31 protein-coding genes, 1 rRNA gene and 3 pseudogenes are annotated in these 26,622 nt (G+C 31.5%); 11 read left to right on the top strand and 24 right to left on the bottom strand.

What is annotated here, in order from left to right; genetic code table 11:
- Window positions 1-2 precede the first annotated feature (2 nt).
- From AAHN03_RS07630 to AAHN03_RS02315, 3 genes are all read left to right on the top strand, one after another.
- Window positions 3-161, top strand: coding sequence for an ATP-binding protein (locus AAHN03_RS07630; protein WP_410521353.1), 159 nt, complete (start codon window positions 3-5; stop codon window positions 159-161).
- Between the two features lie 64 nt (window positions 162-225).
- On the top strand, window positions 226-663 hold the full coding sequence (locus AAHN03_RS02320) for a hypothetical protein (RefSeq protein ID WP_342278976.1): 438 nt from the start codon (window positions 226-228) through the stop codon (window positions 661-663).
- Window positions 664-805: 142 nt separating this feature from the next.
- On the top strand, window positions 806-1,150 hold the full coding sequence (locus tag AAHN03_RS02315; protein WP_342278975.1) for a hypothetical protein: 345 nt from the start codon (window positions 806-808) through the stop codon (window positions 1,148-1,150).
- Here the strand turns inward: AAHN03_RS02315 and AAHN03_RS02310 are convergent.
- Window positions 1,143-1,562 carry a helix-turn-helix transcriptional regulator gene (locus tag AAHN03_RS02310; RefSeq protein WP_342278974.1) on the bottom strand — a complete coding sequence of 140 codons (420 nt, stop codon included), beginning with the start codon at window positions 1,560-1,562 and terminating at the stop codon, window positions 1,143-1,145. The two genes, AAHN03_RS02315 and AAHN03_RS02310, sit on opposite strands and share 8 nt — an antisense overlap.
- A 562-nt stretch (window positions 1,563-2,124) precedes the next feature.
- Between AAHN03_RS02310 and AAHN03_RS02305 the strand changes: the two genes are divergently transcribed.
- Window positions 2,125-2,355 (top strand): hypothetical protein, encoded by a 231-nt coding sequence (locus AAHN03_RS02305; protein WP_342278973.1) that lies wholly within the window; start codon window positions 2,125-2,127, stop codon window positions 2,353-2,355.
- Here AAHN03_RS02305 and AAHN03_RS02300 read toward each other — a convergent pair.
- The 9 genes and pseudogenes from AAHN03_RS02300 to traW form a co-directional block, all read right to left on the bottom strand.
- The gene (locus AAHN03_RS02300; protein WP_342278972.1) at window positions 2,352-2,747 is read right to left on the bottom strand and encodes a transposase; all 396 of its coding nucleotides are present in this window, start codon (window positions 2,745-2,747) and stop codon (window positions 2,352-2,354) included. The two genes, AAHN03_RS02305 and AAHN03_RS02300, sit on opposite strands and share 4 nt — an antisense overlap.
- The gene (locus AAHN03_RS02295) at window positions 2,747-3,325 is read right to left on the bottom strand and encodes a hypothetical protein (protein ID WP_342278971.1); all 579 of its coding nucleotides are present in this window, start codon (window positions 3,323-3,325) and stop codon (window positions 2,747-2,749) included. The genes AAHN03_RS02300 and AAHN03_RS02295 overlap by 1 nt, the downstream gene beginning before the upstream one ends.
- Window positions 3,326-3,393: 68 nt before the next feature.
- Window positions 3,394-3,588: pseudogene (locus tag AAHN03_RS02290) on the bottom strand (transposase); the annotation flags it as partial.
- 39 nt (window positions 3,589-3,627) lie between these two features.
- Entirely contained in the window at window positions 3,628-3,786 is a 159-nt protein-coding gene (locus AAHN03_RS02285) for a TraU family protein (protein WP_342278970.1), read from the bottom strand.
- Between the two features lie 116 nt (window positions 3,787-3,902).
- Entirely contained in the window at window positions 3,903-4,319 is a 417-nt protein-coding gene (locus AAHN03_RS02280; protein ID WP_342278969.1) for a type II toxin-antitoxin system VapC family toxin, read from the bottom strand.
- On the bottom strand, window positions 4,316-4,582 hold the full coding sequence (locus tag AAHN03_RS02275) for a type II toxin-antitoxin system prevent-host-death family antitoxin (protein WP_342278968.1): 267 nt from the start codon (window positions 4,580-4,582) through the stop codon (window positions 4,316-4,318). Before AAHN03_RS02275 ends, AAHN03_RS02280 begins: the two co-directional genes overlap by 4 nt.
- Before the next feature lie 154 nt (window positions 4,583-4,736).
- Complete coding sequence (locus AAHN03_RS02270; RefSeq protein ID WP_342278967.1) at window positions 4,737-5,144, bottom strand: type II toxin-antitoxin system VapC family toxin; 408 nt, start codon at window positions 5,142-5,144, stop codon at window positions 4,737-4,739.
- 5 nt (window positions 5,145-5,149) lie between these two features.
- Window positions 5,150-5,401 (bottom strand): type II toxin-antitoxin system prevent-host-death family antitoxin, encoded by a 252-nt coding sequence (locus tag AAHN03_RS02265; RefSeq protein ID WP_341761896.1) that lies wholly within the window; start codon window positions 5,399-5,401, stop codon window positions 5,150-5,152.
- Window positions 5,402-5,509: 108 nt separating this feature from the next.
- Window positions 5,510-6,106 (bottom strand): type-F conjugative transfer system protein TraW, encoded by a 597-nt coding sequence (gene traW, locus AAHN03_RS02260; RefSeq protein ID WP_342278966.1) that lies wholly within the window; start codon window positions 6,104-6,106, stop codon window positions 5,510-5,512.
- Window positions 6,107-6,182: 76 nt separating this feature from the next.
- Here traW and AAHN03_RS02255 point away from each other — a divergent pair.
- The 3 genes from AAHN03_RS02255 to AAHN03_RS02245 all read left to right on the top strand — a co-directional run bounded on the left by AAHN03_RS02255 (window position 6,183) and on the right by AAHN03_RS02245 (window position 10,467).
- Window positions 6,183-7,054, top strand: a protein-coding gene (locus tag AAHN03_RS02255) for an IS5 family transposase (RefSeq protein ID WP_342278965.1) whose coding sequence is annotated in 2 segments (ribosomal slippage) — window positions 6,183-6,555 and window positions 6,555-7,054 — 873 coding nt in all. Because the reading frame shifts where the segments join, the coding sequence is not laid out codon by codon here.
- A gap of 320 nt (window positions 7,055-7,374) precedes the next feature.
- Window positions 7,375-9,255, top strand: coding sequence for an LTA synthase family protein (locus tag AAHN03_RS02250; RefSeq protein WP_342278964.1), 1,881 nt, complete (start codon window positions 7,375-7,377; stop codon window positions 9,253-9,255).
- Between the two features lie 111 nt (window positions 9,256-9,366).
- Window positions 9,367-10,467 (top strand): ComEC/Rec2 family competence protein, encoded by a 1,101-nt coding sequence (locus AAHN03_RS02245; protein WP_342278963.1) that lies wholly within the window; start codon window positions 9,367-9,369, stop codon window positions 10,465-10,467.
- Between the two features lie 376 nt (window positions 10,468-10,843).
- Here AAHN03_RS02245 and AAHN03_RS02240 read toward each other — a convergent pair whose 3' ends face one another.
- Both AAHN03_RS02240 and AAHN03_RS02235 read right to left on the bottom strand, forming a co-directional pair.
- A complete protein-coding gene (locus tag AAHN03_RS02240; RefSeq protein WP_342278962.1) occupies window positions 10,844-11,905 on the bottom strand; it encodes an IS110 family transposase in 1,062 nt (353 codons plus the stop codon).
- Window positions 11,906-12,050: 145 nt separating this feature from the next.
- Window positions 12,051-12,212, bottom strand: a complete 162-nt coding sequence (locus tag AAHN03_RS02235) for a hypothetical protein (protein ID WP_341761148.1) — start codon at window positions 12,210-12,212, stop codon at window positions 12,051-12,053.
- A 47-nt stretch (window positions 12,213-12,259) separates the two neighbouring features.
- Here AAHN03_RS02235 and AAHN03_RS02230 point away from each other — a divergent pair, with 47 nt between their 5' ends.
- The 3 genes from AAHN03_RS02230 to AAHN03_RS02220 all read left to right on the top strand — a co-directional run bounded on the left by AAHN03_RS02230 (window position 12,260) and on the right by AAHN03_RS02220 (window position 14,758).
- Complete coding sequence (locus AAHN03_RS02230) at window positions 12,260-13,135, top strand: ComEC/Rec2 family competence protein (RefSeq protein WP_342279157.1); 876 nt, start codon at window positions 12,260-12,262, stop codon at window positions 13,133-13,135.
- Between the two features lie 30 nt (window positions 13,136-13,165).
- Entirely contained in the window at window positions 13,166-14,008 is an 843-nt protein-coding gene (locus AAHN03_RS02225; protein ID WP_342278961.1) for a hypothetical protein, read from the top strand.
- Between the two features lie 159 nt (window positions 14,009-14,167).
- A complete protein-coding gene (locus AAHN03_RS02220) occupies window positions 14,168-14,758 on the top strand; it encodes a ribonuclease HII (protein ID WP_341762847.1) in 591 nt (196 codons plus the stop codon).
- Window positions 14,759-14,894: 136 nt separating this feature from the next.
- Here the strand turns inward: AAHN03_RS02220 and AAHN03_RS02215 are convergent, their stop codons facing one another.
- From AAHN03_RS02215 to AAHN03_RS02205, 3 genes are all read right to left on the bottom strand, one after another.
- Window positions 14,895-16,223 carry a DUF2748 family protein gene (locus tag AAHN03_RS02215; protein WP_342278960.1) on the bottom strand — a complete coding sequence of 443 codons (1,329 nt, stop codon included), beginning with the start codon at window positions 16,221-16,223 and terminating at the stop codon, window positions 14,895-14,897.
- Window positions 16,224-16,241: 18 nt separating this feature from the next.
- Complete coding sequence (gene lipB, locus AAHN03_RS02210; protein ID WP_341761903.1) at window positions 16,242-16,865, bottom strand: lipoyl(octanoyl) transferase LipB; 624 nt, start codon at window positions 16,863-16,865, stop codon at window positions 16,242-16,244.
- Window positions 16,866-17,201: 336 nt separating this feature from the next.
- A complete protein-coding gene (locus AAHN03_RS02205; RefSeq protein WP_342278361.1) occupies window positions 17,202-18,872 on the bottom strand; it encodes an IS1634 family transposase in 1,671 nt (556 codons plus the stop codon).
- Between the two features lie 268 nt (window positions 18,873-19,140).
- Between AAHN03_RS02205 and AAHN03_RS07625 the strand changes: the two are divergent.
- A pseudogene (locus AAHN03_RS07625) lies at window positions 19,141-19,239 on the top strand (transposase); the annotation flags it as partial.
- On the opposite strand, the pseudogene AAHN03_RS02200 reads toward AAHN03_RS07625, so the two are convergent.
- From AAHN03_RS02200 to rrf, 9 genes and pseudogenes are all read right to left on the bottom strand, one after another.
- Window positions 19,240-19,665: pseudogene (locus tag AAHN03_RS02200) on the bottom strand (IS110 family transposase); the annotation flags it as partial. It lies immediately after the preceding pseudogene.
- Window positions 19,666-19,764: 99 nt separating this feature from the next.
- Window positions 19,765-21,357, bottom strand: coding sequence for an IS1634 family transposase (locus AAHN03_RS02195; protein WP_342278210.1), 1,593 nt, complete (start codon window positions 21,355-21,357; stop codon window positions 19,765-19,767).
- Between the two features lie 224 nt (window positions 21,358-21,581).
- Window positions 21,582-22,277: a DNA polymerase III subunit epsilon gene (gene dnaQ, locus AAHN03_RS02190; RefSeq protein ID WP_341761906.1), complete on the bottom strand. Its 696-nt coding sequence runs from the start codon at window positions 22,275-22,277 to the stop codon at window positions 21,582-21,584.
- On the bottom strand, window positions 22,265-22,840 hold the full coding sequence (gene coaE, locus AAHN03_RS02185; RefSeq protein WP_342278959.1) for a dephospho-CoA kinase: 576 nt from the start codon (window positions 22,838-22,840) through the stop codon (window positions 22,265-22,267). Before coaE ends, dnaQ begins: the two co-directional genes overlap by 13 nt.
- Window positions 22,841-22,997: 157 nt before the next feature.
- Window positions 22,998-23,942: an IS110 family transposase gene (locus tag AAHN03_RS02180; RefSeq protein ID WP_342278931.1), complete on the bottom strand. Its 945-nt coding sequence runs from the start codon at window positions 23,940-23,942 to the stop codon at window positions 22,998-23,000.
- A gap of 214 nt (window positions 23,943-24,156) precedes the next feature.
- Window positions 24,157-24,387, bottom strand: a complete 231-nt coding sequence (locus AAHN03_RS02175; RefSeq protein WP_342278958.1) for a DNA cytosine methyltransferase — start codon at window positions 24,385-24,387, stop codon at window positions 24,157-24,159.
- Window positions 24,388-24,446: 59 nt separating this feature from the next.
- Entirely contained in the window at window positions 24,447-25,085 is a 639-nt protein-coding gene (locus AAHN03_RS02170) for a DNA (cytosine-5-)-methyltransferase (protein WP_342278957.1), read from the bottom strand.
- A 502-nt stretch (window positions 25,086-25,587) separates the two neighbouring features.
- Entirely contained in the window at window positions 25,588-26,160 is a 573-nt protein-coding gene (locus tag AAHN03_RS02165) for a VUT family protein (protein WP_342278956.1), read from the bottom strand.
- A 301-nt stretch (window positions 26,161-26,461) separates the two neighbouring features.
- Window positions 26,462-26,576, bottom strand: a 5S ribosomal RNA gene (rrf, locus tag AAHN03_RS02160).
- Window positions 26,577-26,622: the final 46 nt, after the last annotated feature.

Below are 26,622 nucleotides of genomic sequence, written 5' to 3'. Positions count from 1 at the left end.
ATATTTTTATACCATTTTATACTAGACGTGCAAATGGTATAGGTTTAGGGTTATCTTTTTGTAAAAAAATAATGCTTTCTTTTGGTGGTGATATATCTTGTATATCTGAAGAGGGGCAATATACAGAGTTTCAATTAAATTTCCCTAATTATAATACATAGCAAACATATGTCATTATTACCATTTTTTTGACCGACTCAAACTTTAATATTAGATGATGATGAATTGTTTATCGTAGAACTAAAAGAGATATACAAAGATAAAAAGAATATTATTTTTTCTACTAGTCCAATTGACTCATTAAACTATTTATCAAATTTACAATTTGATAATCAATGGTATAAACATTTGTTAGATTACGGTTATTACGAAAAAAAACTATACGATATAGACTATAAAAAAATTTGTAATAATATTTATTCGCCCGAGAGATTTAAGCAAGTTACTACTATTATAGTAGATCACAATATGCCAAGTATGTCAGGTATTGAGTTTTGTACAAAGGTTGCCCAATATTCCAATGCGAATAAAATATTATTAACAGCTAATATGGACTACAAACAAGCAGTAAACCATTTAAATCAGTCTATAATTAATGAATTTTATATAAAACAAGATATAATATATAATATAAGTGCATTTTTAGAGAAAATACACCGTTAGTAGCCATGAATTTTTTCACAATATATCCAAAGATCTGAGTGTATTAATAAGATATAAAGCATTTCATTCTAAGGAATATAGAAATTATATCCATCAATTAATACAAGACTTAAATATAGCGGAATACTATTTATTAAATGATTTGGGTTGGTATTTACTATTAGATAATAATGGTCAAAGCTATGGAGTATTTATATTTAGCCAAGAAAGTGCAGATGAAATCATAGAAGAAGCAAAACTACGTTTTGTAGATGCAGAAGCAATACAGTCATTAGCTAATTATCAAAATATTTTATGCTTTTATAGTACTTCAACAACCGATTGGCCAAAATCTCATGTATGGAAAAAGTATATTCATAGAGCAGACAAAATACTTATATCAGGAGATAATTATTACATTGCCTGTGTTAAAGATAGTATAGATATAGACTATAATAATCTATATTTCTATAATCAAATGTTAACTAATGCATCTAGCACTATTTAGCATTTATTAGTCCGAATTTTAAGTGTCCTTCAATCATACCTTTAATGTAAACTTTAGCATACTCAGGCTTTGTATTTGTTTCTAAGTATTGGTATAATGATTCTATATATTCATGCAGAATATTAATACTTATTTCTTGAATTTTTAATGTATCAATAACATCAATAATTATTTGCAAAGCATTTAAATATGTCTTGATATTTACAATAAATTGCTTTTTATTTTTAACTAATGTGTCAATTGGGACATTCAATACATTTGCCACTTTATTATAATATTCAGGTTTCGTAGTTCTGTTGTAAATTATATTTGTAATAGTACTTTCTTTTATTTCTGTTAGCTCAGCAAGTTTGGTTACAGTAATCCTCTTTTCACTCATTAATATTCTTATAATTTCACCTGTAGTCAACATAAAGTAAATTTGATATATCGAATAATTGTAACTATTACAATATTTGCTCAAGTCAATACAATAACCTCTAGCTTATGTGTTTACAAGTAAAATTATAACAGTCAAAAATACTAATGTAGAATATTTTACAATTTTTATACAAAATTATACAAATATGTATACATGAATAATATTGTATAATACAATATCTACTTGTAGCACAAACTTATTAGGGTATTGATAATATGTACCTCAGTACAGGACAAAGAGATTAAGGAGAGAATAAAAAATAGTAGATAACGCGTAGACAAAGCTCTATTAGTTAGGTTGTTAAAGACTTAAGAGGCAAGAGAATGATTACAGCGTTATAACAATTAATAGGAGACTACTTTTTTAATAGTTTTGCAAGTATAAAATTAATAGAACAAATAATATTAGGATTACTGCAAGTGAGAGATGTAAATCTTACACAACTTGCCTTAACGATAAAAGGAGACAAGCAAGAATCACGCTATAAGAAATTACAGAGATTTTTTGCCAAATGTGAATTTCATACACATCCTTAGCCAAGTTACTGGTTAGGTTGGCTGGAATTGATGCTGAACAATGGTTATTAGTGCTTGATCGGACAAATTGGAAAATTGGTAAGCTTGACATCAATATTTTAGTATTATCTATTTGCCATAAAGGCATTGCTATACCAATTATGTGGGATATGTTGCCAAAAGCAGGAACTTCTAATAACGTTGAACGTCAGCAATTAATGGAAAGGTTTATTACTGTATTTGGCCTCAGTACAGGACAAAGAGATTAACAAGGTGATAATCGAAGTAAAGATGGTGTTATGGGCTTAATAAATTTTGTTATAACTTCCATCATTTCTTCAATATTCAAAAATATTCTCTGCAAGTAATCTAAGCCATACCTGAATAAGGAGATAGACTTTCTACCGTGTTTTTTAAGCTTTATGGGTCTGATAGAATTTTGCCATTGACCCACAACATAAGCAAAAGTAAATGCTATAGCAAGTAAACCAAGCAATTTACTAATTCTATCTAAATGTATTATATGGGTGTTTTCAAAGTTAAATCCTCGTGTTTTAAGGCAAGCAAAAAGATTTTCTATTTCCCATCTTTTTTTATATATATTTAGTGCTATATTAGGGTTATCATTGGTAGCTATGATTACTAATTCTCCCTTGATCATTACGCAATGCCGCTACAGATACTTCCCAAATATCTTTTTCCTTTAAACAACATATATTCACCATTCTGTAACCTCTTAATTAAATGATTAGCAGTAGCTAATTCATCTTCTGTTCTACCAATGGTAAGATTGGCTGTGATTCTAATATAAAATGGTATCATTTTATCAGCTAAAAACTTTAGCCATAAATCACCAATCAACTCCCGATCCCCAAGCAATGCTGACATCTTCTCTATGCCAAATACAGTAATAAACCTTTCCATTAATTGCTGACGTTCAACGTTATTAGAAGTTCCTGCTTTTGGCAACATATCCCACATAATTGGTATAGCAATGCCTTTATGGCAAATAGATAATACTAAAATATTGATGTCAAGCTTACCAATTTTCCAATTTGTCCGATCAAGCACTAATAACCATTGTTCAGCATCAATTCCAGCCAACCTAACCAGTAACTTGGCTAAGGATGTGTATGATAATTCACATTTGGCAAAAAATCTCTGTAATTTCTTATAGCGTGATTCTTGCTTGTCTCCTTTTATCGTTAAGGCAAGTTGTGTAAGATTTACATCTCTCACTTGCAGTAATCCTAATATTATTTGTTCTATTAATTTTATACTTGCAAAACTATTAAAATAAGTAGTCTCTTATTAATTGGAAAGTCATGCGGCATATATCTCCACTGACACCCAGTACGTAATACATAAAAAATTGCATTCAAAATCTCTCTTTTGCTATGTTTTAAAGGTCTACCTCCCTTTACATACGATACTTGAAACAACCCCTCTATCCTTAACCATTCTTCATCTGTTAAATCTGTTGGATAATTTTTTCTGCTCATTCTTCTATACTTCTTACTAATAATACTTTGTTCACTTCATCATACCTTAATTTTAGTTTGATGACAAGCTCTTACACCACTACCAATATTAATTAAGTTGCCTATGCTTATTGGCAATATGCAACTCCAACAAATATCAGTAATTGGATTGACAAAATGTCCCTTACATGTAATACTTGCAGATACTGAAAATGGCATAAAAATAGCCACTAACAGTAGGATACTTAACCGTGTCTTTGTGCCTTGAGCTGGGTCGCCAAACTTTTTGCTCAAGACCGTGTTATTGATATTTGTCAACGTTTTTACCTCTTACATTATTCACATTTCTCAAAAGGATTTAGTAATTTTACTGCAAATTTAGTAAAATGTTTGGTATTACGAGTAACTAAAACCATATCATGAACTATTGCTTGGGCAGCAATTAGACTATCCACCTGATTTGTAGAATCAATAGCAAGTAATTCACCCCAACATTTACATACATTATTATCTATACCAATGGTTCTAGCGGTATATTTTTTAATTAAAATATCTTGCCACCTTTCTAAACTTAATGAGGCTATTAAATCTGTTTGTCTCTTTTTAGCAATCCCTTTTTGAATCTCACCAATTGTTAAGTAACTTATATATAATGATTCTATAGGTACTTGATATAACCAAGATATTACTTGGCTATTTGGACTTTTCTTACGAAACTCTGACAATATATTAGTATCAAGTAAATATCTCATATATCAATATCTTCCCTAGCTTTACTTGGTTTTCTTTCAAATAAATCCTCTTCATCATCATTATCAACTTTTGGTATGGATAATAAAAATTCTTTAAATGACATAGGGGGATTTATTTTATCACCCATATAATCTTCCACTGAGATAATATAGACTGCTTTATGTCTCTTCTTATCATTTACTAATTGAGGTTGCCCGTTTTCAGCAAGTTCAATAATTTCTTCAAAATGTTCCTTTGCCTCTTGTAATTGCCATTTTTGCATAAATTACCTCTAATGTTGTTTATTTGTATATTATAACTGTTTTTTTACGACCACTAATCAATTTCTACTTCTTTTATTCTTAAAACTTTTCCTTCCTGCTGAATTATTGCTAGTACTTGCTTAATTTTATTTGTCAATGTTTTTACCTCTTACATTATTCACATTCCTCAAAAGGATTTAGTAATTTTACTGCAAATTTAGTAAAATGCTTGGTATTACGAGTAACTAAAACCATATCATGAACTATTGCTTGGGCAGCCAATTGGCTATCTATATCATTTGTTCCATCTATTACTAATAACTCAGCCCATTTTTGACAGACAGCTAAATCAACATTTAATATTTTATTGGAATAGGTTATTAGTATTTCTTCTAGCCAATTCTCTAAATTTAACGCTGTTGATTTATCAGTTTTAGCTTTCTTTATTATCCCCTTTTTTATCTCCCCAACACTAATGCAGCTAATATATAATAACTTCGTAGGAATTTTATCAATCCATGCAAGCACTTTAGGATTTGGTATCTTTCTGTTTAATTCTGAAAGTATATTGGTATCAAGCATATATCTCATAATTCAACATCTCTAGCTTTGCCTTGAGCTCTTTCAAATAAATCTTCTTCGTCATCAACAGTTTTAGGTATTGATAAAAGCATTTCTTTAAAACTTTTCTTTGGAACTCTTGCTTTGTATTTTTCAGCAGAAACTATATATACTACGTCTCTAGATGACTTTACTATCTTTTGCATTTCACCATGCAATGCACTATCAACTAATTCTTCAAAATGTTCCTTTGCTTCTTGTAACTGCCATTTTTGCATAATTCACCTCTAATTTTATTAATTTACTTATAATAGCATTTTATTAGTTATGACTCAAATTTTACCTAAAATAGTCCATTGTGCATTATAACTGTTTTTTTACGACCACTAATCAATTTCTACTTCTTTTATTCTTAAAACTTTTCCTTCCTGCTGAATTATTGCTGGTACTTGCTTAATTTTAAATTTTGTTGTTAAAACTCCTGCTTGATCAAAATATACTTCTCTATCAAGTTCTTTCTGTAAATCAAGTGGTCTACCAGCTACTAATATCAATTTGTCTTCTGCCTTTATTACTGAGCTGCTTTTTTGTTGCTTAAACCACTCAACCTGCTCTTTATCTCTGCTATCAATAAATATCAACTTCTTGTCCAAGTTTATATAATCTAGTGGATTAACTTTTGTACCTATCTTGTGAAGTAGCTTGCCATCTGGCAAAATAATATCCTCTTTTATTATGTAGCTTGGATCATAAGTAAAATCTTGTGCTTTTTGAGTACGTTTGATATTGCTAACTGCTACCGGCTGCTCTATTCGAGTTTTAGCGATTTCTAACATCTTGCTTTTCTCCTGTTCTATATCAACTAATTTTAGTTTTCTTTCGATCATTGCTAAAAATCCTTCTTCTTTAACCTCAAAAATTGTTCCATATATGCCAAAATCCTTAGCAATAGTTATTTGTGGTAGTAGAATTACTAAAATCATTGTAAGAGCTTGTCCTCAAACTAAAATTAAGGTATGATGAAGTGAACAAAGTATTATTAGTAAGAAGTATAGAAGAATGAGCAGAAAAAATTATCCAACAGATTTAACAGATGAAGAATGGTTAAGGATAGAGGGGTTGTTTCAAGTATCGTATGTAAAGGGAGGTAGACCTTTAAAACATAGCAAAAGAGAGATTTTGAATGCAATTTTTTATGTATTACGTACTGGGTGTCAGTGGAGATATATGCCGCATGACTTTCCAATTTGGAAGACAGTATATGAACAATTTAGAAGATGGAAGAAGCAAGGTGTATTTGAACGTATAAACCATGAACTTATCAAGGATGTTAGAAGAAAATTAGGTAGAAATGAGTATCCTAGTGCTTGCATAATAGATAGTCAGTCTGTCAAGACAACAGAAAAAGTGGAGCTAAAGGTTATGATGGAGCTAAGAAAATTAAGGGCAGAAAGAGGCATATTATTACCGATACACAAGGCTTTGTGTTAGGTTGTTATGTCGGTTCTGCGAATGAGAATGATCGATACGGAGCTACAGTGCTACTCAGTAACATGCAAAAAGAGTACACTACTATTAAACAAATGTGGTCTGATATGGGGTATCAGTCTAAAGATTTAAAGGATCTCATTAAGGAAAAGTATAACATAGATTTAGAAATTGTTAAACGACCAGTGTGCAGATTTTGGATACCAAAAAATACACCACTAGAACTATTGCCAACAAGGGAAGTTGGGTTTAAAGTACAGCCAAGGCGATGGGTTGTTGAGAGAACCTTTGCTTGGATAAATAGAAATAGAAGGCTCTCCAAGGAGTATGATTTTCTTACTGATTCTAGTGAAAATATAATTTTTTTGGCTATGAGTCGATTACTTCTTCGTAGGATTACTTCTATACTTAGTTTGCGGACAAGCTCTAAGACATCGGTTTAATAGCCTAGGGTGTCAATCCCTGCGTAAGCAGCTTACTATTACCCATAAGTTTTCTTGACATTTATGGTAATAGGAAGACTAATAGCTAGGGAGATAAGTTAAAATCGTCCCTTTAAAGGAAAGAAATAACCCGTCTATTAGCGAGAAGACCGTAGGTCGACGAAGCAATTGACAAGCTTCATGGATTGCCACGCTCACATACGTTCGCTCGCTAATAGACGGCTTAAGCCTTATAACAACACTTCGCTAATAGACGATTTTTTAACTTTCAACAGTTGTGACCTTACGACCTCCTCGCAATGACGTTAATTTAGATATATATGATAAAAATACTGTTTCATCTTCCTATTGTTAGAATTTACCTAATATTTCAGTTTATTACTCGTATTCTATTAAGCTCATATGCTTTATGGCAACAACAAATAACCATATCTGATCTAGTGTCAATTTTTGTTATTGGTACATTTAATGATCTAATATCTCTTTGTTATTTTTTACCAGTAATTTCGCTTGTTATCATTGGCTTCTACAAGTTATTGGCTCGGTATAAATTTTTGTATGTAAGCTGCTCTTTTATCGCTTATTTTTGTACTATTGCACTACTAATATTTATTGCCATCGCAGAGATTACTTTTTGGGATGAGTTCGGTGTTAGATTTAATTTTATTGCTGTAGATTATCTAATTTACACTCATGAAATCATTGGTACTGTAAAAGAGTCTTTGCCCTATATAGAAATATTACTAGGCATTATAATTATTACACTATTAATTGTTTTTTTCTTGAGAAAATATATAATTAATCAAGCAAGTACTCTAAATGGCAAGAAACATATTTTTTGTGTGATAATGCTATTTTTGTTTAGCCTAGTTGCTTTTTATTTCTATAACCCTAATAAAATTGCTTTTAATTCTAATAAATATGCTATCGAACTTGCTAAAAACGGTCCATATGAGTTTTTCTCTGCCTATTTTAATAATAGCTTAGATTATAATAAATTTTATCCAGTAGTTGATAAAAAACAAGCTTTAGATACTGTTCGCACTAGTTTATCAAAAAACAAAGAACTATACTTAGATGATTCTACTATAGCACGTTATATCAAAGCTAATTCTTCTAATAATAAAAAATATAATATTATTTTTATTACTGTGGAGAGTCTTAGTAGTGAATTCATGGGTAAATTTGGCAATCAACAAAATATTACTCCAAATTTAGATAGATTAGCTGATGAAAGCATATTTTTTACCAATCTATATGCAGTAGGAACTAGAACAGTAAGAGGTTTGGAAGCTATTACTTTATCAGTACCACCAACTCCTGGTTCTTCCATTATCCGTAGACCTGATAACCAATCGCTATTTAATATAGCTACTATTTTTAAGAATGCAGGTTATGTTATTAACTTCATAAACGGTGGCTATAGTTACATTGATAATTTGCAAAATTATTTTCATGGTAATGGTTATAATATAGTTGATCGAGGTAATCTAAAATCAAATGAAATAAGTTTCTCTAATATTTGGGGAGTAGCTGACGAGGATATATTAATAAAATCACTAGAGTTAGCTGATCAAAATTATAAGGAAGGCAAAACTTTTTTCTCATTAATTATGACTACCTCTAACCATCGTCCTTATACTTTCACCGAAGGTAGAATTGATCTAGCGTCTGGTAGTGGACGTAATGCAGCTGTTAAATATACGGACTATGCTATTGGTAAGTTTCTTGAATTAGCAAAAACTCGCCCTTGGTTTAATAATACTATCTTTGTTATCACTGCTGATCATTGTGCATCAAGTGCTGGCAAAACTGATTTACCGATTAATAAATATCACATACCTCTATTAATATACGCTCCTAATATATTAAAACCACAGATAATTGATAGTTTAGCAAGTCAAATTGACATTGCTCCTACTATTTTGGGATTATTAAACTTTTCCTATAATAGTAAGTTTTTCGGTCAAGATATGTTAAACATACCGGCAAAAAGAGCATTTATCAGCACTTACCAATTGCTTGGTTTTATGAAAGATAATCACTTAGTTATCTTAAGCCCACAGGGACAGCCAAAAACTTATAAATTAGTTGGTAAAGATAAAATAGAGACTGAGAATATTCCTAACTTAGTAGAAGAAGCTATTAGTTTTTATCAGATAGCTTATGATTTATATATTCAGGGTGAAATGAGGGAATAACGCGAATTTGGGATAAGAATTTGTCAATTCTTATCCCAAATTGGGGTAAATAGATTTCTTGAATTACATCTAATAGTAGCTTATTTTAAATAAAAACCTACTGTTAGATGAATGACCCTAAGAGATTATAAATTAATTTTTAAGCTTGCCAAAAGCATTTTAGAACAGGAATATCACAATCTCAGCCTTTGGTATTTCGTTAGTTTCATTTATGGTATCGTTATTTATTTTACTTTAAGTAACGAACCTTCCTTTATATCTATTCTAGCTATTTTCACAATTTCTTTATCACTAATAATCTTAAGAAATAACATATTTGGGCGATTTATTTCGGGCATAATTATTGCTTTTTCATGCGGTATGTTAGTGGGCAAATATCGTATATCAAATTTACATGTTGTTGGTATTAAAAAGCCGATAATTTCACAAATAGGTGGCACTATAGAATCGATGAAACCGACCACTCATGGTATGCAAATTATCTTACATCAGGTCAAAATTCAAAAACTTAATAGGTCTAATCAGGTTTTAGAGAAAGTTAGGATAAGCATGCCAGCAAAATATGCTCAAGAAATTAATATTAACGATAGCATTAACCTAGTGGCTCAGCTTTATAAGCCTCAAAGTAGTATTCTACCAGGTGGCTATGACTTTGGCTTTTATGCATATTTGGCAGATATCAACGCCACTGGCTATGCACTATCACCCCCCCAAATTATAGCACATAGTAATCTCTACACTAATAGTTTTATCTATAAAATTAAAAAAAATATTTACAACCGCCTAATCCAAATACTTGGTTCTATTAAAGGTAATTTCGCCGCAGCAATATTACTAGGAGAAACAAAAGCCATCGATAGAAAATTAATGAAAGAAATGAGGCAAAGCGGTATATCTCACATACTTTGCGTCTCCGGTTTACATTTGTCATTGGTAGCTATGCTGTTTTTCATATCAGCAAGATTCTTATTAAATCTATCAAATTATATTGCTTATAATTACAACATAAAGTCAATTGCAGCAATTTGTTCTTTAATAGGCAGTTATGGTTATTTGGAGCTAAGTGGCATGCAAATTGCTGCCACAAGGGCATTCATTATGACGGCAATTTTTATTTATGCAGTTATGATAGGACGGAAGCCCTATCCCCTAAGATCGCTCGCGACTCATCTTCGAGATAAATATGAGCAGAAATTATGCTATAGAACGTGAGTATTATGCGACGAGTGGAGTGTAGAATTAAATTCTCGTTACTGACTACATGTATGAACCTCCTGTAAAATGCAAGAAAAAAATAACATCTAATAGCAAAAATGCAAATGCATACATGTATCCGGCTTATAGTTAATAAATTATGTGTAATTTATCCTACAGCCCTGATGGAATTCGCTGGCTTACAAATTTACTATATACTTATCATTTTATCGGCTTCAAAGAGCCATTGTAGTCATCAGTTTCTTTGTAAGCTAAGGTTTGTCTTATTTACCATCAATATTATTATCTCACGCATATTCCGGGTTGGAATCTCTTACATATTCTTTGTTTACCTATTAATTAATAAACCACTATTTATTTTATTTTATGTTAATTATAATAGCTCTGTGCTACAAACTTTACTCTCTACATAATCATCCCCTGACCTTATTACTGCAAACACCACTCTTGCCAGTTTATTAGCTACAGCAACTACTGTTTTATTATGTCCATTTCGCTCAGATAAATTAAACATCCACTGCGTAAATTTGCTAAAATCTTTTTTAGATTTTTGTTCTTCCAATGTAAATCTTATCTTGGCATTTAGTACAGCTCTAGCTCCTTGGATCAATAGAGTACGCAAGTAAACATCACCTCGCTTGCTAATTCCAAGCAACTTATCTTTCCCTCCACTGGAATGCTGCCTTGGCACTAATCCAAACCATGCCGATAATTGCCTACCATTCTCAAAACTTGTAGCATTACCTATTGATGCTATTAAAGCAGTAGCAGTAATTAAACCAAGACCAGGTATAGCTGTTAATCGTTGATATTGAGTTAAGTTGCTAGCTATTATTTTTAATCTTTTTTCTATCTCTTTTATTTTTTTGTCATTATCCAAAAATTCCTCTTTCAGTTCACTAAATGTTTGATAACCCAGCTGGCTTAAATTTCCTTCATCTAAAATCTCGGTTAATTTTGTCATAACCTTATTGATCCCTTGAGGAATAATAAAACCAAATTCATGTAGTAGACCCCTAATTTCATTAGCAAGGGCAGTACGATTTTTTACCAATCTCTCTCTTACTCGATGAATTGATAAAATATCTTGTTGTTCTACAGTTCTAATTGGTACAAACCTCATATTTGGTCTTGTTACCGCTTCACATATAGCTTCTGCATCAGCTTGATCATTTTTATTAGTTTTAACATACGGTTTGACAAATTGTGCTGCCATTAGTTTTACTGTATGCCCCAATTTAGTTATTTCTCTTGCCCAGTAACTAGCTCCGCCGCAAGCTTCCATCCCTACCAAACATTTTGGTAAATTAGCCATAAATGTTAAAACTTGATCTCTCATTAATTTTTTCTTTAATACCGTCTTACCATTTTTATCTACACCATGAATTTGGAAAATTCTTTTTGCAATATCTATACCAATTGTGGTAACTTCCATCTTAGCATCCTGATTGTTATTTTAATATTTAATATTAACTTTAGAAGATTAGCAACTGCTTTTCATTCTGTATATCAGGAGATCCATACCATTATTTTTTCACCTGTGGAATTTTATAATAAAGAAATACTGATAAAAGTGTACTTTAATGACAAGAGTTTTTATTTGAAACAAAACAATGGTAATACACATAAGAAGCATTATGTTGACTAATTTTTAGTATGTCAAGTAGAAAAGTGATGTTTACATGACTACAAACTTCATGCCAAAACCACTGCAAACCTGATTCTTTAGACGTTTTAAGCACTTTTTTGTCTCGAAGATGAGTCGCTAACTGCTGGTTACGAATTTTATATAAGAAATCAATGGATTTTAGGTAAAAGCAAGGGGATATTTTCTTCCATAAAATTTTATATTGCCTCTAATATTTATTCAAGCTTCCTTGCAAGCATAGTAACTGCTCCTGTAGTAATAAACCAATTTTATACATTTCCTACTTATTCTATTCCCATGAACCTTATTGCTGTACCTATAATGTCTTTCTTTCTGATGCCGTTATCTATTATCTCATTATTCTTAATGATATTTGGTATAGATCAATATTGTTTAAAATTAATAGGTTTTTTCATTGATATAATTATTGCAGCAGTGAAATTTACTAATACCTTACCATTATCAGTATGGTATTTTGGTTATATAACCAAAATTAGTTTAATTACTTTCTTATTTGGATTTTTTTGGACTTGTTTATGGAGAACAAAGTGGCATTTCTTAGGTCTGATTATAATGATTATATCTGTAATATTAATGCTAAATTCTCCTAAACCTAATTTCATATTTGATATAAATTTAAATGCTATTGGTATAAAAAATAACAATGGTGAACTTGACATTTATGTGAATGAGATACCAGAGTTTAAGCGTATATATTGGGCCAACTGGTTTGGTCAACAGGATGCTAAAATATTCCCTATAGAAAAAAATATTTTTACTTCCGATGGATACACAATTTTGATAAACTATAAGCCAATTGTTCCAAATAAAATATGTGAAAATGTCGATATATATATTAACATGTCGAGTAGAAACCAATGTAAAGGTAACAAAATTACTATTACTAAAGAATTTCTAAGAGAGTTTGAAGTAATAATGATATTTTGTAATCAGCACGAATGTACAATTAAAACAAATAATAAAAAAAGATGGCAGGGTAACTGCAAGAGTTTTTAGTGATTGCTAACATTAATTAAAGATATTTTTATGCCCAAGTTAGAGAAGTTTAAATCAGATATAGCTAATATTGTTGGTGAACCAAAGGAAGGCTTTGTACAGGATATAGATAGATTCAAAAGTCTACTCAACTTTAGCTTTGATTCGAAATATACTCCTGAACTTGCTGAAGCTATGGAAAGCATGGGAATAGAGAAAGAAGTAAAAATACAGGTGTCGTTGGATGATGACACAACAAATGTACTTTCACAAACTGTTGAAGCTACTAGCCAAAAATTTGGTGAATTTAAAGGCAATATTAGCACCACCCTTAATGCTCATGGTGAACTTGCTAAAGGATATTCTGCCGAATATGTTAAAGGACAACCTAATTTAGATAAATTCGGTCAACAAGCTAAACAAATGGATACATTGATAGAAGAGTTTCCACATAAATCCTTACAGAAAACTGAACAAATTGATACAATTGCAACTATAGGAGCTGGTACAGAAAAAATGTATTCGGCATTGGAATTTTCACCAGCTGATCCAATGCATGTCAGAACCATTACAGATTTAGGTGCAAAACTGAGGCATTATATTAAATCATTTGTTAAATCACCTGAGGAACAGAAAGAGGCTTTTATTGAAAATGGTGCTGGGACAATCCAAGCTATTGATAAAGCAAATAGAAGTGATGGATTGCAAACTAGTAAGACTGCATTAGAAAAGATATTAAGCAAACTTGAGGGTACAGCCGGATCTCAAATATATCACCGTCTGAGAAAGACTCTCAATAAAAACGATATATCTATGGGAGATGGTAGTAGTACTATTAAACCTAATACCACCCCTTCTAACACAAAGCATTCTAATAAAGATAAGGGACGGTAGATCCCCGCCGTAGCCGTAACTCATGGGTGTCAATTTAAGCATTTTAAGTAACCTGATTTTTTTATTTTGAGTTCATAATGTCTGTTACTACAGTAACAATAGATGATAGCGATGATGAAGAGCTATATATAAGGCGGAAGTACATAGAGTGTCATTTTTATGGGAGGCATGATGTTTAAATTAGAACAAAAATATTCAGGATTAGTAGCTGGAGTAGATGAAGCCGGCAGAGGACCGCTAGTTGGTCCTGTAGTAGCTGCATCTGTTATCATTGATCAAACAAAAATCATACATGGTATCAAAGATTCTAAAAAACTTACTAAAACAATGAGGGAGTTGTTATATAAACAAATAACCCAAAATTATATTTGGTCTGTTGGTATAGTGCATCATGATGAGATAGATATAATTAATATCCTTGAAGCAACTAAAAAAGCTTGTACTATATCAGTAGCAAATCTTGCTGTTAAACCGGATACGGTATTAATAGATGGTAATATGAAATTTCACGATCCAAGATTTATTAGTATAATAAATGGCGATAATTTATCAATTTCTATTGGAGCAGCATCTATTATTGCGAAAGTTACTAGAGATCGCTTAATGCTTGAATATGCCAAAGAATTTCCGGAATATATGTGGCACAAAAACTCCGGTTATGGTACTAAAGAACATCTAAATGCTATAAGCCTTCACGGTCTTTCGCCTTATCATAGAAAAAGTTTTAAGATAAGAAGTTCTACATTATAGGCTATAGAAGGGCTATTTAAAAAAACTTGATTATACTCTTCTGCTCCTACGAATTGTTTTTTGAAAATATCATGGAAAGGAAAAATGCATTCTTACAGCGGTTTTGCGAATGCATTTTAAACCTTTTTAAAGCTAATTATACTTCTCTGATTTGTTTAAATATTAATTTTTTTTTACTAAATATGTTTATTTTACGAAAGAAATTAGTTAGATATCTTGGCTTTGACATATCACGTTTATAGCTTTGCTTAGTCATTAATACATAGTTAGAAATTAAGGAAGGTATAACTTCGGAATAATATACTTTATATAATCCTTGCATTGTTGCCATAGTCGTTAAATATCCCCATTTCATCACCTGTTGGGGTACTCTTGCTAGAGCTTCTATACAGGCAATTGTTTCTTCGATCTCAGGGTCACTATTTTTATAAACATCTGCGACTGGTGCTAAATTAAACTTCATATCTTCAATCATAGCTCTAATCATCAGCCCCATATATTGCTCTTTTATGAATCTCTTAATAAAAAACAATTTTCTTCTATTAACGAAAAATAAAAATTTCTGTTTATATATAAAGCCAAGTAATCTTGCCCAATAAGCCCTTATACCCCGCACCTTGTTTTTATTATAAAATTTTACCTTTTCTTCATAAGTAATCATTTGCCTCATCCCTATAGAGAGAAGCTTGGCTAATAGTTTATCACAATTAATAATATCATCTATTCTAGCCTGTCTTACATGGGGGGTTGCTTTTGTTCCAGAAAAATTTGCTGAATGACGACTAATTTGACTGCCACTTGCATCTCTTTTAATATCAGCAAAATGCCCAAGTTCTTGCCCAGCTATAATTTGCAATCTAGCAGCTGCTGCCCATCCATCACCATAAGTTGGGTGATTTTTATCATTTTCAGCAAATGGATTTCCACCGCAGGAAACAAAGACTGCTACATTCTTACCGTCAGTACTTTGCATACCACTATTAGAACCCGAACGTTGCCAATCAACTATATCCATCATATCACCGATATTATGGGAATAAGTAATAAATACCTGAACCTTATCATGCAATAACCACCTAATAACTATAGGATGGGCTGACTGAACAAAAAGCCTTGTTAATTTTTCAGTAACGGATTGGTCAACTGGTTGTAATTTCTGAATTTGTTTTTTCAAATCTGTATAAATCAATGCCAGTTTTTTATCTGATATAGAAGATTTGTATAGAGATCTTAATAACTGATTAGTTTGTTCAATTAAATTTGGCTCGGTTATTTCCTCTTTACTTATCATCAAACTAATATTGAACTTTGGATCAGAAAATCTTGCAAAATTACAACTATTATCGGTATCTATCCTAAGTTTTCCTGATTTGATTAATTGCTGAGCTAATTGTTCATATTCTATTTGCATGTCCTCAGGATAAATAGCAGGAATCTTATCAAGTATATGATAAATTGAACTCATAGGGGTATACTGAATATTTTAAAAAACCTCAAAGACTTTATCCTTAATAACTTCATCAAACTGATCTAACGTTATATCAATACCAAGTTTCTTAAACGAGGTCACAGGCATATCTCTCAAACCACAAGCAATAATTCCGGAGAACATATCAAGATTTGTTGAAATATTTACAGCAACACCATGATATGTAACCCATTTTTTAACTCTAATACCTATTGATGCAATCTTTGCGGGTACACCGTTTTCTTTTACCCATATCCCCACTATACCACTTATAGTAAAAGCTTTAATCCCAAAATATAACAGGCTATTTATAATCCATTCTTCTAATAGTTTAATATATAGTTTTAAATCCTTTTGCCTTCGTTCTGAGGCTAAATCAAGAATGGGATATATTACTCTTTGTCCGCTACCGTGGTAGGTAAACTTCCCCCCCCTACCAGTATAAATTACCGGTATATCTCTAGGATTTAACAATTCATTTGCCTTAAAACTAGTACCTGCGGTATAAATATCCTTATATTCAACTAAATAAACAATCTCTTGTGAAGATTTATTGATTAAACTTGTAACCTTATCTTCCATCAACTTTATTGTGTCTTCATATTCTGAAAAGCCTGATAAGGTAACAAATTGAACCATAATATTAACCAAGGGTGAGCGAACGCAAGCAGTACATGAAGTACATAAGTACGCGAAATCCCCGCAATTATTTGCAAAAACCAATTCTTCAAAGCAGAAGAGTATATTATAATAACCTAAGTTCGATATAAGCACCAAACAAAATGCTACGCATTATGTAAAAACATAAACAAACTATTAGAACAGTTTGTTAGAAGAATTATTAATTCTTCTATAGAACTGGCTTTGTCATAAGGAAAAATGCACTCTTCCCGACTTCCGCATTTTTTAATAAGGCATAAGCTTAGAAGGGTCATAGTGCTAGGATTTTTAAAATTTAGGCACAACATTATTTTGTTATTTTAAATATATTGCAGCATGGTCTGAACGTTTGATGTTAAAGGTTTTATAGATTTTTCTAGCTTCGTTTTTTATTGCACTTGGTAGTCTATAAAGATCACCAGTCTTTGTATGTCTTAAGATTGAATCCTGTACTGATATTAATAATTCAACGATGTTAGTTACACTGATCTTTTGGGTCAGAGCAACCTTGTATTCTATAGTTTTAAGCACTGCAAAACTCATATAACACACAGCTATGTGTGCTTCTATCCTTTGTTTAGTCCAGTGAAAAATTGGACGCATTTGTAAATTATGTTTATTGATTCTAAATTGCTCTTCAATTACCCATAATCTAGCATATTTTGCTATTGCTTCATGTGGAGTTATAGTCTGGTCATTGGTGATTACCCCATGTATGCCATCCCACAACGCATCCTGCTCTATCTTCTCTGCGTCAATATAGCTCTTGCCATTTTCACTAGAAGTATATTTTTTTACTCCACTATTAGATATAAGTTTTTTAGTACTACCAAACTCACCAATAGTCTTATTAATTTTATCTAAAATTTTTTGTCGCTCCTGTGCATCATTAATAGCCCTTTTAGATTTATAACTGGTAATTAGACGTTTACCATCATGCTCTAGATCGGCAATCCAAGTAAGATCATTGCCTATAACAGTAGGCTTATAGTTTTCCTCTGATAATATTTCTTCTTTCTTTTCTTTCTTGAGTGTTTTAAGCTTTGCTGCCACAATATAACGATAACCACCTTCATCGAGAGCTTGCAAGTTAGCTTTACTAAACATTGCACGATCAGCAATAAAACAGACATCTTTAACTTTAAGATACGCTTGCCAGCTGTTAATTGATTTAATTAAGGTGCTAACTTCTGCGGTATTACCACTAAACAGCTCATAGCCAAGTGGTAATCCATCCTCATTAGTTGCTAGGGCAAGAACTAGTTGGGTAGTATTAAAGCGATGATCTTTACTATAGCCAAAGGCTCTTAGCTCATCTATTTCTACTGATTCAAAGTATAGTGTAGTAACATCAAAAAATACTAGGCTAATCTCTTTATTAGGAATCAGGGTTAGGGTGTTTTTAAAGCATAATTCTTTAATTTTAGGTATTTGCTCATGTAATTTGTCCATCATCCGATAAGTAGCATCTAGATCATGATGCCTGTCAAATTGATCGCTTAAATACTCAACTATCCCTTTTTTACTATTTGGTCTTACCATACGGGCTAACACTAAATCCTTCAGCATCCCAGCGTCACGTTTCCTTGCTAGTAACTGGTTAAAATGCATTTGATCATAAACATGCCCCCCTATTTGATGCACTCCTTCAACAACTCGCTTGACTTCTACAACCTCATTTAGTTTTACTTCGTTAACAGGTAGAATATCTTTTAGCAGCTTGTTAGTTGGACGACCTCTTTTAACCTCGTTAGTATCATCAGTAAACAAATTCCCCTGCCCAGTTGCAGCTTCTCTCTCAGCTTTAATCTTGGCAATCAAATATTGTGCTAGGGCAACTAATTTAGCTTCTTCTACTTCATCTACGAAGACTCCTAAATGACGTACTATACGCTGTTTGACGTTACCTTTACTATCACGATAACCTTCCACTATTTGAATAGATTGCCTTGGACTATTAGGAGTTTTTTTACGACGTATGTACATATTAGGGCTATAAAATATGGGGCTATATTTAATTAATTAAATAATAAACAACATCGCAGTTAAAGTCAATAATAAAATATCTACTAGGCACAACAGAACGAGAGTACCACTTCACCTCCTTACTAATGCCACTTATAACAACTAATATCAAAAAATCTGCGGAAGTCAGGAAGAAATTACAGAGATTTTTTGCCAAATGTGAATTTCATACACATCCTTAGCCAAGTTACTGGTTAGGTTGGCTGGAATTGATGCTGAACAATGGTTATTAGTGCTTGATCGGACAAATTGGAAATTTGGTAAGCTTGACATCAATATTTTAGTATTATCTATTTGCCATAAAGGCATTGCTATACCAATTATGTGGTAGACCCCTAATTTCATTAGCAAGGGCAGTACGATTTTTTACCAATCTCTCTCTTACTCGATGAATTGATAAAATATCTTGTTGTTCTACAGTTCTAATTGGTACAAACCTCATATTTGGTCTTGTTACCGCTTCACATATAGCTTCTGCATCAGCTTGATCATTTTTATTAGTTTTAACATACGGTTTGACAAATTGTGCTGCCATTAGTTTTACTGTATGCCCCAATTTAGTTATTTCTCTTGCCCAGTAACTAGCTCCGCCGCAAGCTTCCATCCCTACCAAACATTTTGGTAAATTAGCCATAAATGTTAAAACTTGATCTCTCATTAATTTTTTCTTTAATACCGTCTTACCATTTTTATCTACACCATGAATTTGGAAAATTCTTTTTGCAATATCTATACCAATTGTGGTAACTTCCATCTTAGCCTCCTGATTGTTATTTTAATATTTAATATTAACTTTAGAAGATTAGCAACTGCTTTTCATTCTGTATATCAGGAGATCCATACCATTATTTTATCATTTTGCAGATTTTGTCATTTGGGGCATCGTTAAATCAAATAAATTGAATAAATTTTGTTGAAACTCGCTTAATTTTGGTAATCTTGCAACTTTGCAACCCTTGATTGTGTAATATAAAAAACATACTTTATCCAGCTCTCTTAATGCTTCCTCAATGGTCACATTATATTTACCATCCTTGGTTACGCCACAACCTTGTTTCAACTTATTTTTCATATAGTGCCATATTTTTAATGCCAACATGCAAACAAATACATGTCCCTTCGTTCTGTTGCTTTTCCTTAAAAAGATCGGTCTTACCTCGAGTAATCCTGTCTTCATACTGCTAAAATTCAATTCTACTTCATGTAAATTATGGTAAGCTTTATCAACCAATTCTTTACTCATCAGTTTAATTTCAATCTGTGTTTCAATCGCATAACAACCATCAAGAGCAAACAACTCTTTTTTCTTATCTTGATCAATTTCAACCACTATTTGGTTGCCGTCTAATTTTAGGTTGATAAATTTATCTATCCGCCATTCTTTGGCAATTTTTTGAATATTATTTAAACCAAGTTCTAGCTTTGCTTTCTTATGGGTTGATACATATATATTACGCTCTTCAATCTTTGCAACCAATTTTTCAACTCGGTTATTCCTATCAAACTCAACTTTTCGGGCTATAGAACCATTCTTCCTTAAAATATATCTTTTGCCATTATTGGTTACTTCGCATAGCTGTTCTTCAAAAAAACTATATTGCAAAACTCCGCTTTTCTTTAAGCTTTCAATCTCAACTTTACTTAAGGTTGTAATATAGTCCCATCCTTCTTTGCCTGTCCTCTTAATCATTCCTTTATCACCAACAAAGACTATATTCTTAATACCAAAATTAGATTTTACTAGCTCAATCTGCTCATAAATGGTAGAAGGATCAGCACTATTACCCTTAAAAACTCTAACAGCCAAAGGTTCGCCATGATCATCAGTTAATAGACCAATCACTATTTGCTTTTTACCCTTCTTTTTATCCCGATTGTACCCATATTCCGCAAGTTCATTCTCTGTTCCTTCGAAATAGCTGGAAGTGACGTCATATAAAAGCATAACAGGCGGCTTGTTATTTTTCTTTTGATAAGTTTTAAATAATTTTAATTCGATCTTTTCTTGGTTCTCTTCTAACCATTCTAGAGCCTGATATAAATGGGTTTCATCAAATGAATCGACAGATAATACATCAGATATCGCATGCGATTTCGCCCATTTCACGCTGGAAAGTCTAGACCCTTGGTGAGCAAAGCGTGCTAAAACCAAAAATAGACTCAATAAAGCTTCTTTGCTTCTAGTACCAAGAGCCTTAGTAATACCAATTTCATCAGCAATTCTTTTTAGTAGAAAAATAGTCCCAAAACTTTCACCAACCTCAGGAACACCATCTAAACCATCAAATTCACCTTTCAGCATCTTCTTAAAAGCCTCAATGCGTAAATCATCCCAGTTAGTTAAGTTAGCTAGGGTTTTATTTAATACTTTCCCGTCTTCGCGATAAGAGGTACGAAGCAATATTGCAGGACGAGAATTTCTATTTGGAACAGTTGTAATATACATGAAAGAGATTATATCTCTAAATTCCAGCATTGTCAAATAAAAAATATCATTTACATGACTACAAATCTTATAGCAAAATCCTTATAAACCTGATTCTTTAGACGTTTTAAGCACTTTTTTGTCTCGAAGATGAGACGTGAGTACGCGAATACCACGCAGTTTTGCGAAACCAATTCTTCAAAGCAGAAGAGTATATATGTCATTCTCACTTTCACACACTGGTTCTACAACCAAATTGGAGAAAGAATTTTTGACAAAAACTCTTTATGTTTTTGTAACTCTTCCTTAGTTGGTTTGATAACTATAGTATTTTTTTTATTTGCCATAGTAGTTTGAACCACTAACTCGTCTATATTTTGTGCCTTTTGGCTATTAATATTGAAACTTATTTGCCTACCTCCAGTAAGTTCAACATAAACTTCTGCCAGTAATGCCGCATCTTTAAGTGCCCCATGCAACTTACGTGAAGAATTGTCAATTTTATATCTTTTACATAATGCGTCAAGATTAGCTTTCATTCCAGGAAACATCTTCCGAGCTAAAGCAAGAGTATCGGTAACATTGGAAAGTTCTAAATACTCTGTAGAAGGTCTTTTAAGCAGAGATAACTCATAATTAATAAACTTAATATCGAATGCTGCATTATGTATAATAAGCCTGCTATTGTTAATAAACCCTAAGAACTCGTCAACAATTTCTTCAAAAAGTGGTTTATCTTTTAAAAATTCCCCCGATATGCCATGTATTCGATAAGCTTCCGTCGGCATATCTCGCTTTGGATTAATATAAAAATGGAAATGTTTGCCGGTTAGAACTTTATTAACCATCTCAATAGCACCAATTTCAACAATTCGGTGACCACTCTTGGGATCTAAACCAGTTGTCTCAGTATCTAAAATTACTTCTCTTAATTGCTGCATTTTAATTTTCTTATTAGTTGAGTTATTTGTTTATCTAAATCTACTAGATTAACATCAGTATTAATAACAAAATCTGCTTTTTCTATTTTAATCTGTTGTGGCAATTGAATTTGTGCTATTTTATTATAAGCTGTTAAATTAAAAGCCTCTCTAGATATTGCACGTTTTAATCTAGATTCTTCTGAGCAGAATGTTGTAACATAAAAATCAAAATATTGATCAAATCCAGCTTCAAAAAGTAATGGTATCTCAGCAAATGTAATCTCTGATTTACTATTTTGCTGTTTAAAAAGAAACAAACTTTCCACTACAAATGGATGAATAAAATTTTGCAGTTTGTTTCTTGCTGAATCATTAGCATAGATTAGCTCTGCAATTTTTCTTTTATCAAAGCTTTTTAGATCAGGTAGTAAGTTAAGAACCATATTTTGTATTTCTGACTCTTCGTATAGGTTCTTAACATATTCGTCAGCAGAAAAAGTTATAAATCCTAGATTAGCTAAATAATTTAAGACAAAAGTTTTCCCTGAAGCATAACTACCGGTGATTCCTACCGCGATCATTCTAATAAATATTTTATTTTTCTAAAATTTCTACTTCACAGTTTTCTTGAATTTTTTGTATGATTTTTTGATGATCTCCTATGCTATTTTTAAACAGCAATTATCTTTTTAAAAAAATTAAATATTTTTTATCTGTATTTTATATAAATAAAAAATATTATTGATTAACAACAAATACACGTTTTTGTTGAATAAGCTTATGGCAAACTTCCAGTAATTTACGCATACAAGCTACTGTCGCAACTTTTTTAGGTTTAAAATTATTAATAAGTCTGTCATATAAAGCTTTTAAATATTGAAAGCCATTTTTACCTGTTAGTACTGCCATATATAGTGCATCTCGTGGTATCTTTCTGCCTCCTCTAATGAATCTTCGACCTTGTTTATTACCACTATCTCGAGCATATGGCGCTATTCCAACCATAGCTGATAATTCGTTGCCGCTATAATTTTTATTTCCCAACTCAGGTAAAAAACTAATTAATTTACTAGCTAGACATTTGCCAATGCTAGGTACAGTTTCTAATATTTTTGTTTTTTCTTGTAGTTCTTCTGATCCATCTATTATCTCATTTAATTTATCATCAATTTTAGATATTTCCTTTTGTAAGCATCCCATCAATGTTTCTATGCTTTCTTTGTCAATACCATCGACACTATTATGCAACCTCTTTTTTTCATTACTAAGCATCAATACTAAATCTTCCCGTCTTTGCTGATATCTCTTCAAATTTTCTGATTCAATTTGATGTATATAATTTGCTGTAAGTTGCATCTTATCACCGTAATACGCTAATTTAAAAGCATCTTGCTTGTCCGTTTTACAAAAATTTACTGACTTACTAAATGAATTAAAACTATAGGTATTTACCTTATGAATCCGTTGCTCATTACTATATAATTTTTGGCAAATTTCATCCTCGTAGCCTCCTGTGGGTTCGCACACTATTAGCTCAATTTTTTGCTCTTTTGTTAATTTTATAAGCTCTTCATGACCTAAATTATCATTTGCAAAACGATGATATTCCGGTTTACTGTTTGAAATATATATACATACATCAAGCCATTTTTTACTTACATCTAGACCTATTATTTTTTTCATAGTATAATCTCCTTCATCTTATTGTGCAAGGCTACTGTACTGCAGTACCTTCTGCAATTTGTTCAAAGCAAACTTAACGATAGAGGGTACTTATTCTGTTCACGACTATTTCAGTCTAGATTGCTTCAAGTCACCCTCTTACAACTACTTATAACATGTTTTTAAGATATAAGAACCTCAACATTTTTTCCTATATAAGCATTTCTATTCATAATTATGATATTCCAATTGAATCATAAATATTACTGATCATCTTTGGTATAACAGCATTGCCAAGCTGTTGATAACCTTTTATCCCTTCTATAACATGGTGATTTTTTGGAAATCCCATTAAGTTTTTACATTCATTAACTGATAATTGTCTAATTCTATTATTAATTAAATATAAGCCAGTTCTTGCACCTACTCTTCCACCAAAAGCGGAAAGAGTTATTGCATATCCCAAGGGGCTATAGATTCTTTCTCCTTGACCGCCTTTATTAACATAACCAATTCTTAGAGGTCTTAAATTTCTTTATTGCCATCTATTACTATGTCATCTCTTTTAATATATAAACTATCATCAACTTTTTCTTCTAAAATATCATCCAAATAAACTTTTGCAAAAGTTTCTTTTGGCGGTAAATATTTAAATTTTAGATCATTATCGTAATCTTTACGTAAACAAACAAAATAAACCCTTTCTCTTGATTGAGGTATACCAAAAAAAGAAGAATTTAGAATATGCCTATAAACTTTATAACCAATTTCATCCAATTTTATATCTATTGTTTTAATTACCGATCCATTATCAATATTAATTATATTTTTGACGTTCTCAAGCAATAAAACATATGGTTTATGATATTGGGCGATTCTAATTATTTCATAAAATAATCTTCCGTTACTGCCTTCTAATCCCAATTGCTTATCAGAAATACTAAAGGGTTGACAAGGAAAACCTGCACATAGAATATCGTGTTTTGGTATTTTTTTTTCTGAGATTTCATTTAAATCGCCATAAGGTCTTTCTCCGAAATTTTTTACATAAGTTTCTTGAATATCCTTATCTATATCTGAAGAAAAAACACACTCCATTCCTTTTCCTTCTAAAGCAATCCTAAATCCACCAATACCGCAAAACAAGTCTATAAATTTATACACATTATTCCTGTTTAAATAAGTTATGATATAGTTAATTCCGTTAGATTTGATCAGGGCAATTTAAGAACCGTACCAATAGTTGGTATAAATATAATCTTAACTACTATCGATGTCATTCCTGCAAAAGTGGAAATGACATCGCTTTTAGCTAAGAGATCATTGGGTTAGGTATATAGGATGTTAGCAAAGTCATATAAATGCTATATAAAGCAAATTTTTAAGTAATTCTTTAGTTAAATTGCCAACAAAATAAGTAAAAAAGTAAAATTATATAATATATTCTCAAAATATGACGATAATTTTACTTTATTACTACTTTGCCAACACCCTTTAATATCATTTGAGTATATATACTCTAGAATAGAAATCAAGAATTGCGTCATCATTATCTAGCGGTACTCACCAACCTAGTCCCTCGGTAATTCCCGCTACTATCATGATTTTGATTACATCGTCTACCAACTCTTGAAATCATAGCAGTATACTCAGCTATATTTCTTACTCAAAAATTCTTCAGTTCGCGGGTACTCCTATTATTGCAATATATTTTTTGGACTAAAAATGATCCTAAAAATATACATATATAAACTGTTAATGAATATGCACATTTAAATAATACTTCTTTTAAAAACATCGACAAAACTCTACTTGTAGAGAATATATTTACAAAAAATCCTGACATCACAATGCCATCTACAACCGCACCCATCATTAAACCAGCAAAATTTCTTGTATTCAAAGAACATGTTGACTTGAGTTGTACAAATACACTTGTACTACAATATGTTGATAACAATATAGATACAAAAGATACAAGTATAATTCCATTAATAACACGACCATGAATATAATAATTGAAGTCCCATAACAAACAAAAGCTTACTATTATACACAACGTTACAGCAATCCAAGCTTTTTTCCTACCATATAGTTCAGATATGATATTTGCAGTTACAGCTAAAAACACAAATACTAAAGAACACTGAGATATTTTATTAAAAAGATTTAATGAATAAGTGAATATACCAAGTAGTATTACTAGTAGTATGTAAAACTTAGTGTTAATATTGTTCATATTACCTCCTTCTTTTTGTTCTAATTTTATCAAATAATATGGATTATTGTTAGTAGATAATTTAGTTGATTTTTTAAAACTTACTTTTTAAAAGACTTGCTTGCAAGGGTAGTTAAATGATTTGGAGAATTGGAACACAAAACAAATGTCTAATGACAATTTGTATACTCTTATGCTTTTAAGAATTGTTTTTTAAAAACATCAGGAACTCACGTATTACTTTAGTTTACCCCTCATTTTCAAATCCAATTCGTAGAATCATTTGAGTGTATATGGTCTTCATAAAAAATTTGCATTGCAAGCTTGGCAGCAACTTACTCTCCCATGCCTCAGGGCATAGTACCATCAGCACTACGAGGTTTCACGTTCGAGTTCGGTATGGGATCGGGTGTTTCACTCGTGCTATAACCACCAAGCTAGCAATACAAATTTTTTTGTATAATAGACTTTTTTAGACATTTA

This window comes from Candidatus Tisiphia endosymbiont of Myopa tessellatipennis, assembly GCF_964031105.1.
Taxonomy (GTDB): domain Bacteria; phylum Pseudomonadota; class Alphaproteobacteria; order Rickettsiales; family Rickettsiaceae; genus Tisiphia.
This window is presented reverse-complemented; position numbering and strand designations above follow the sequence as displayed.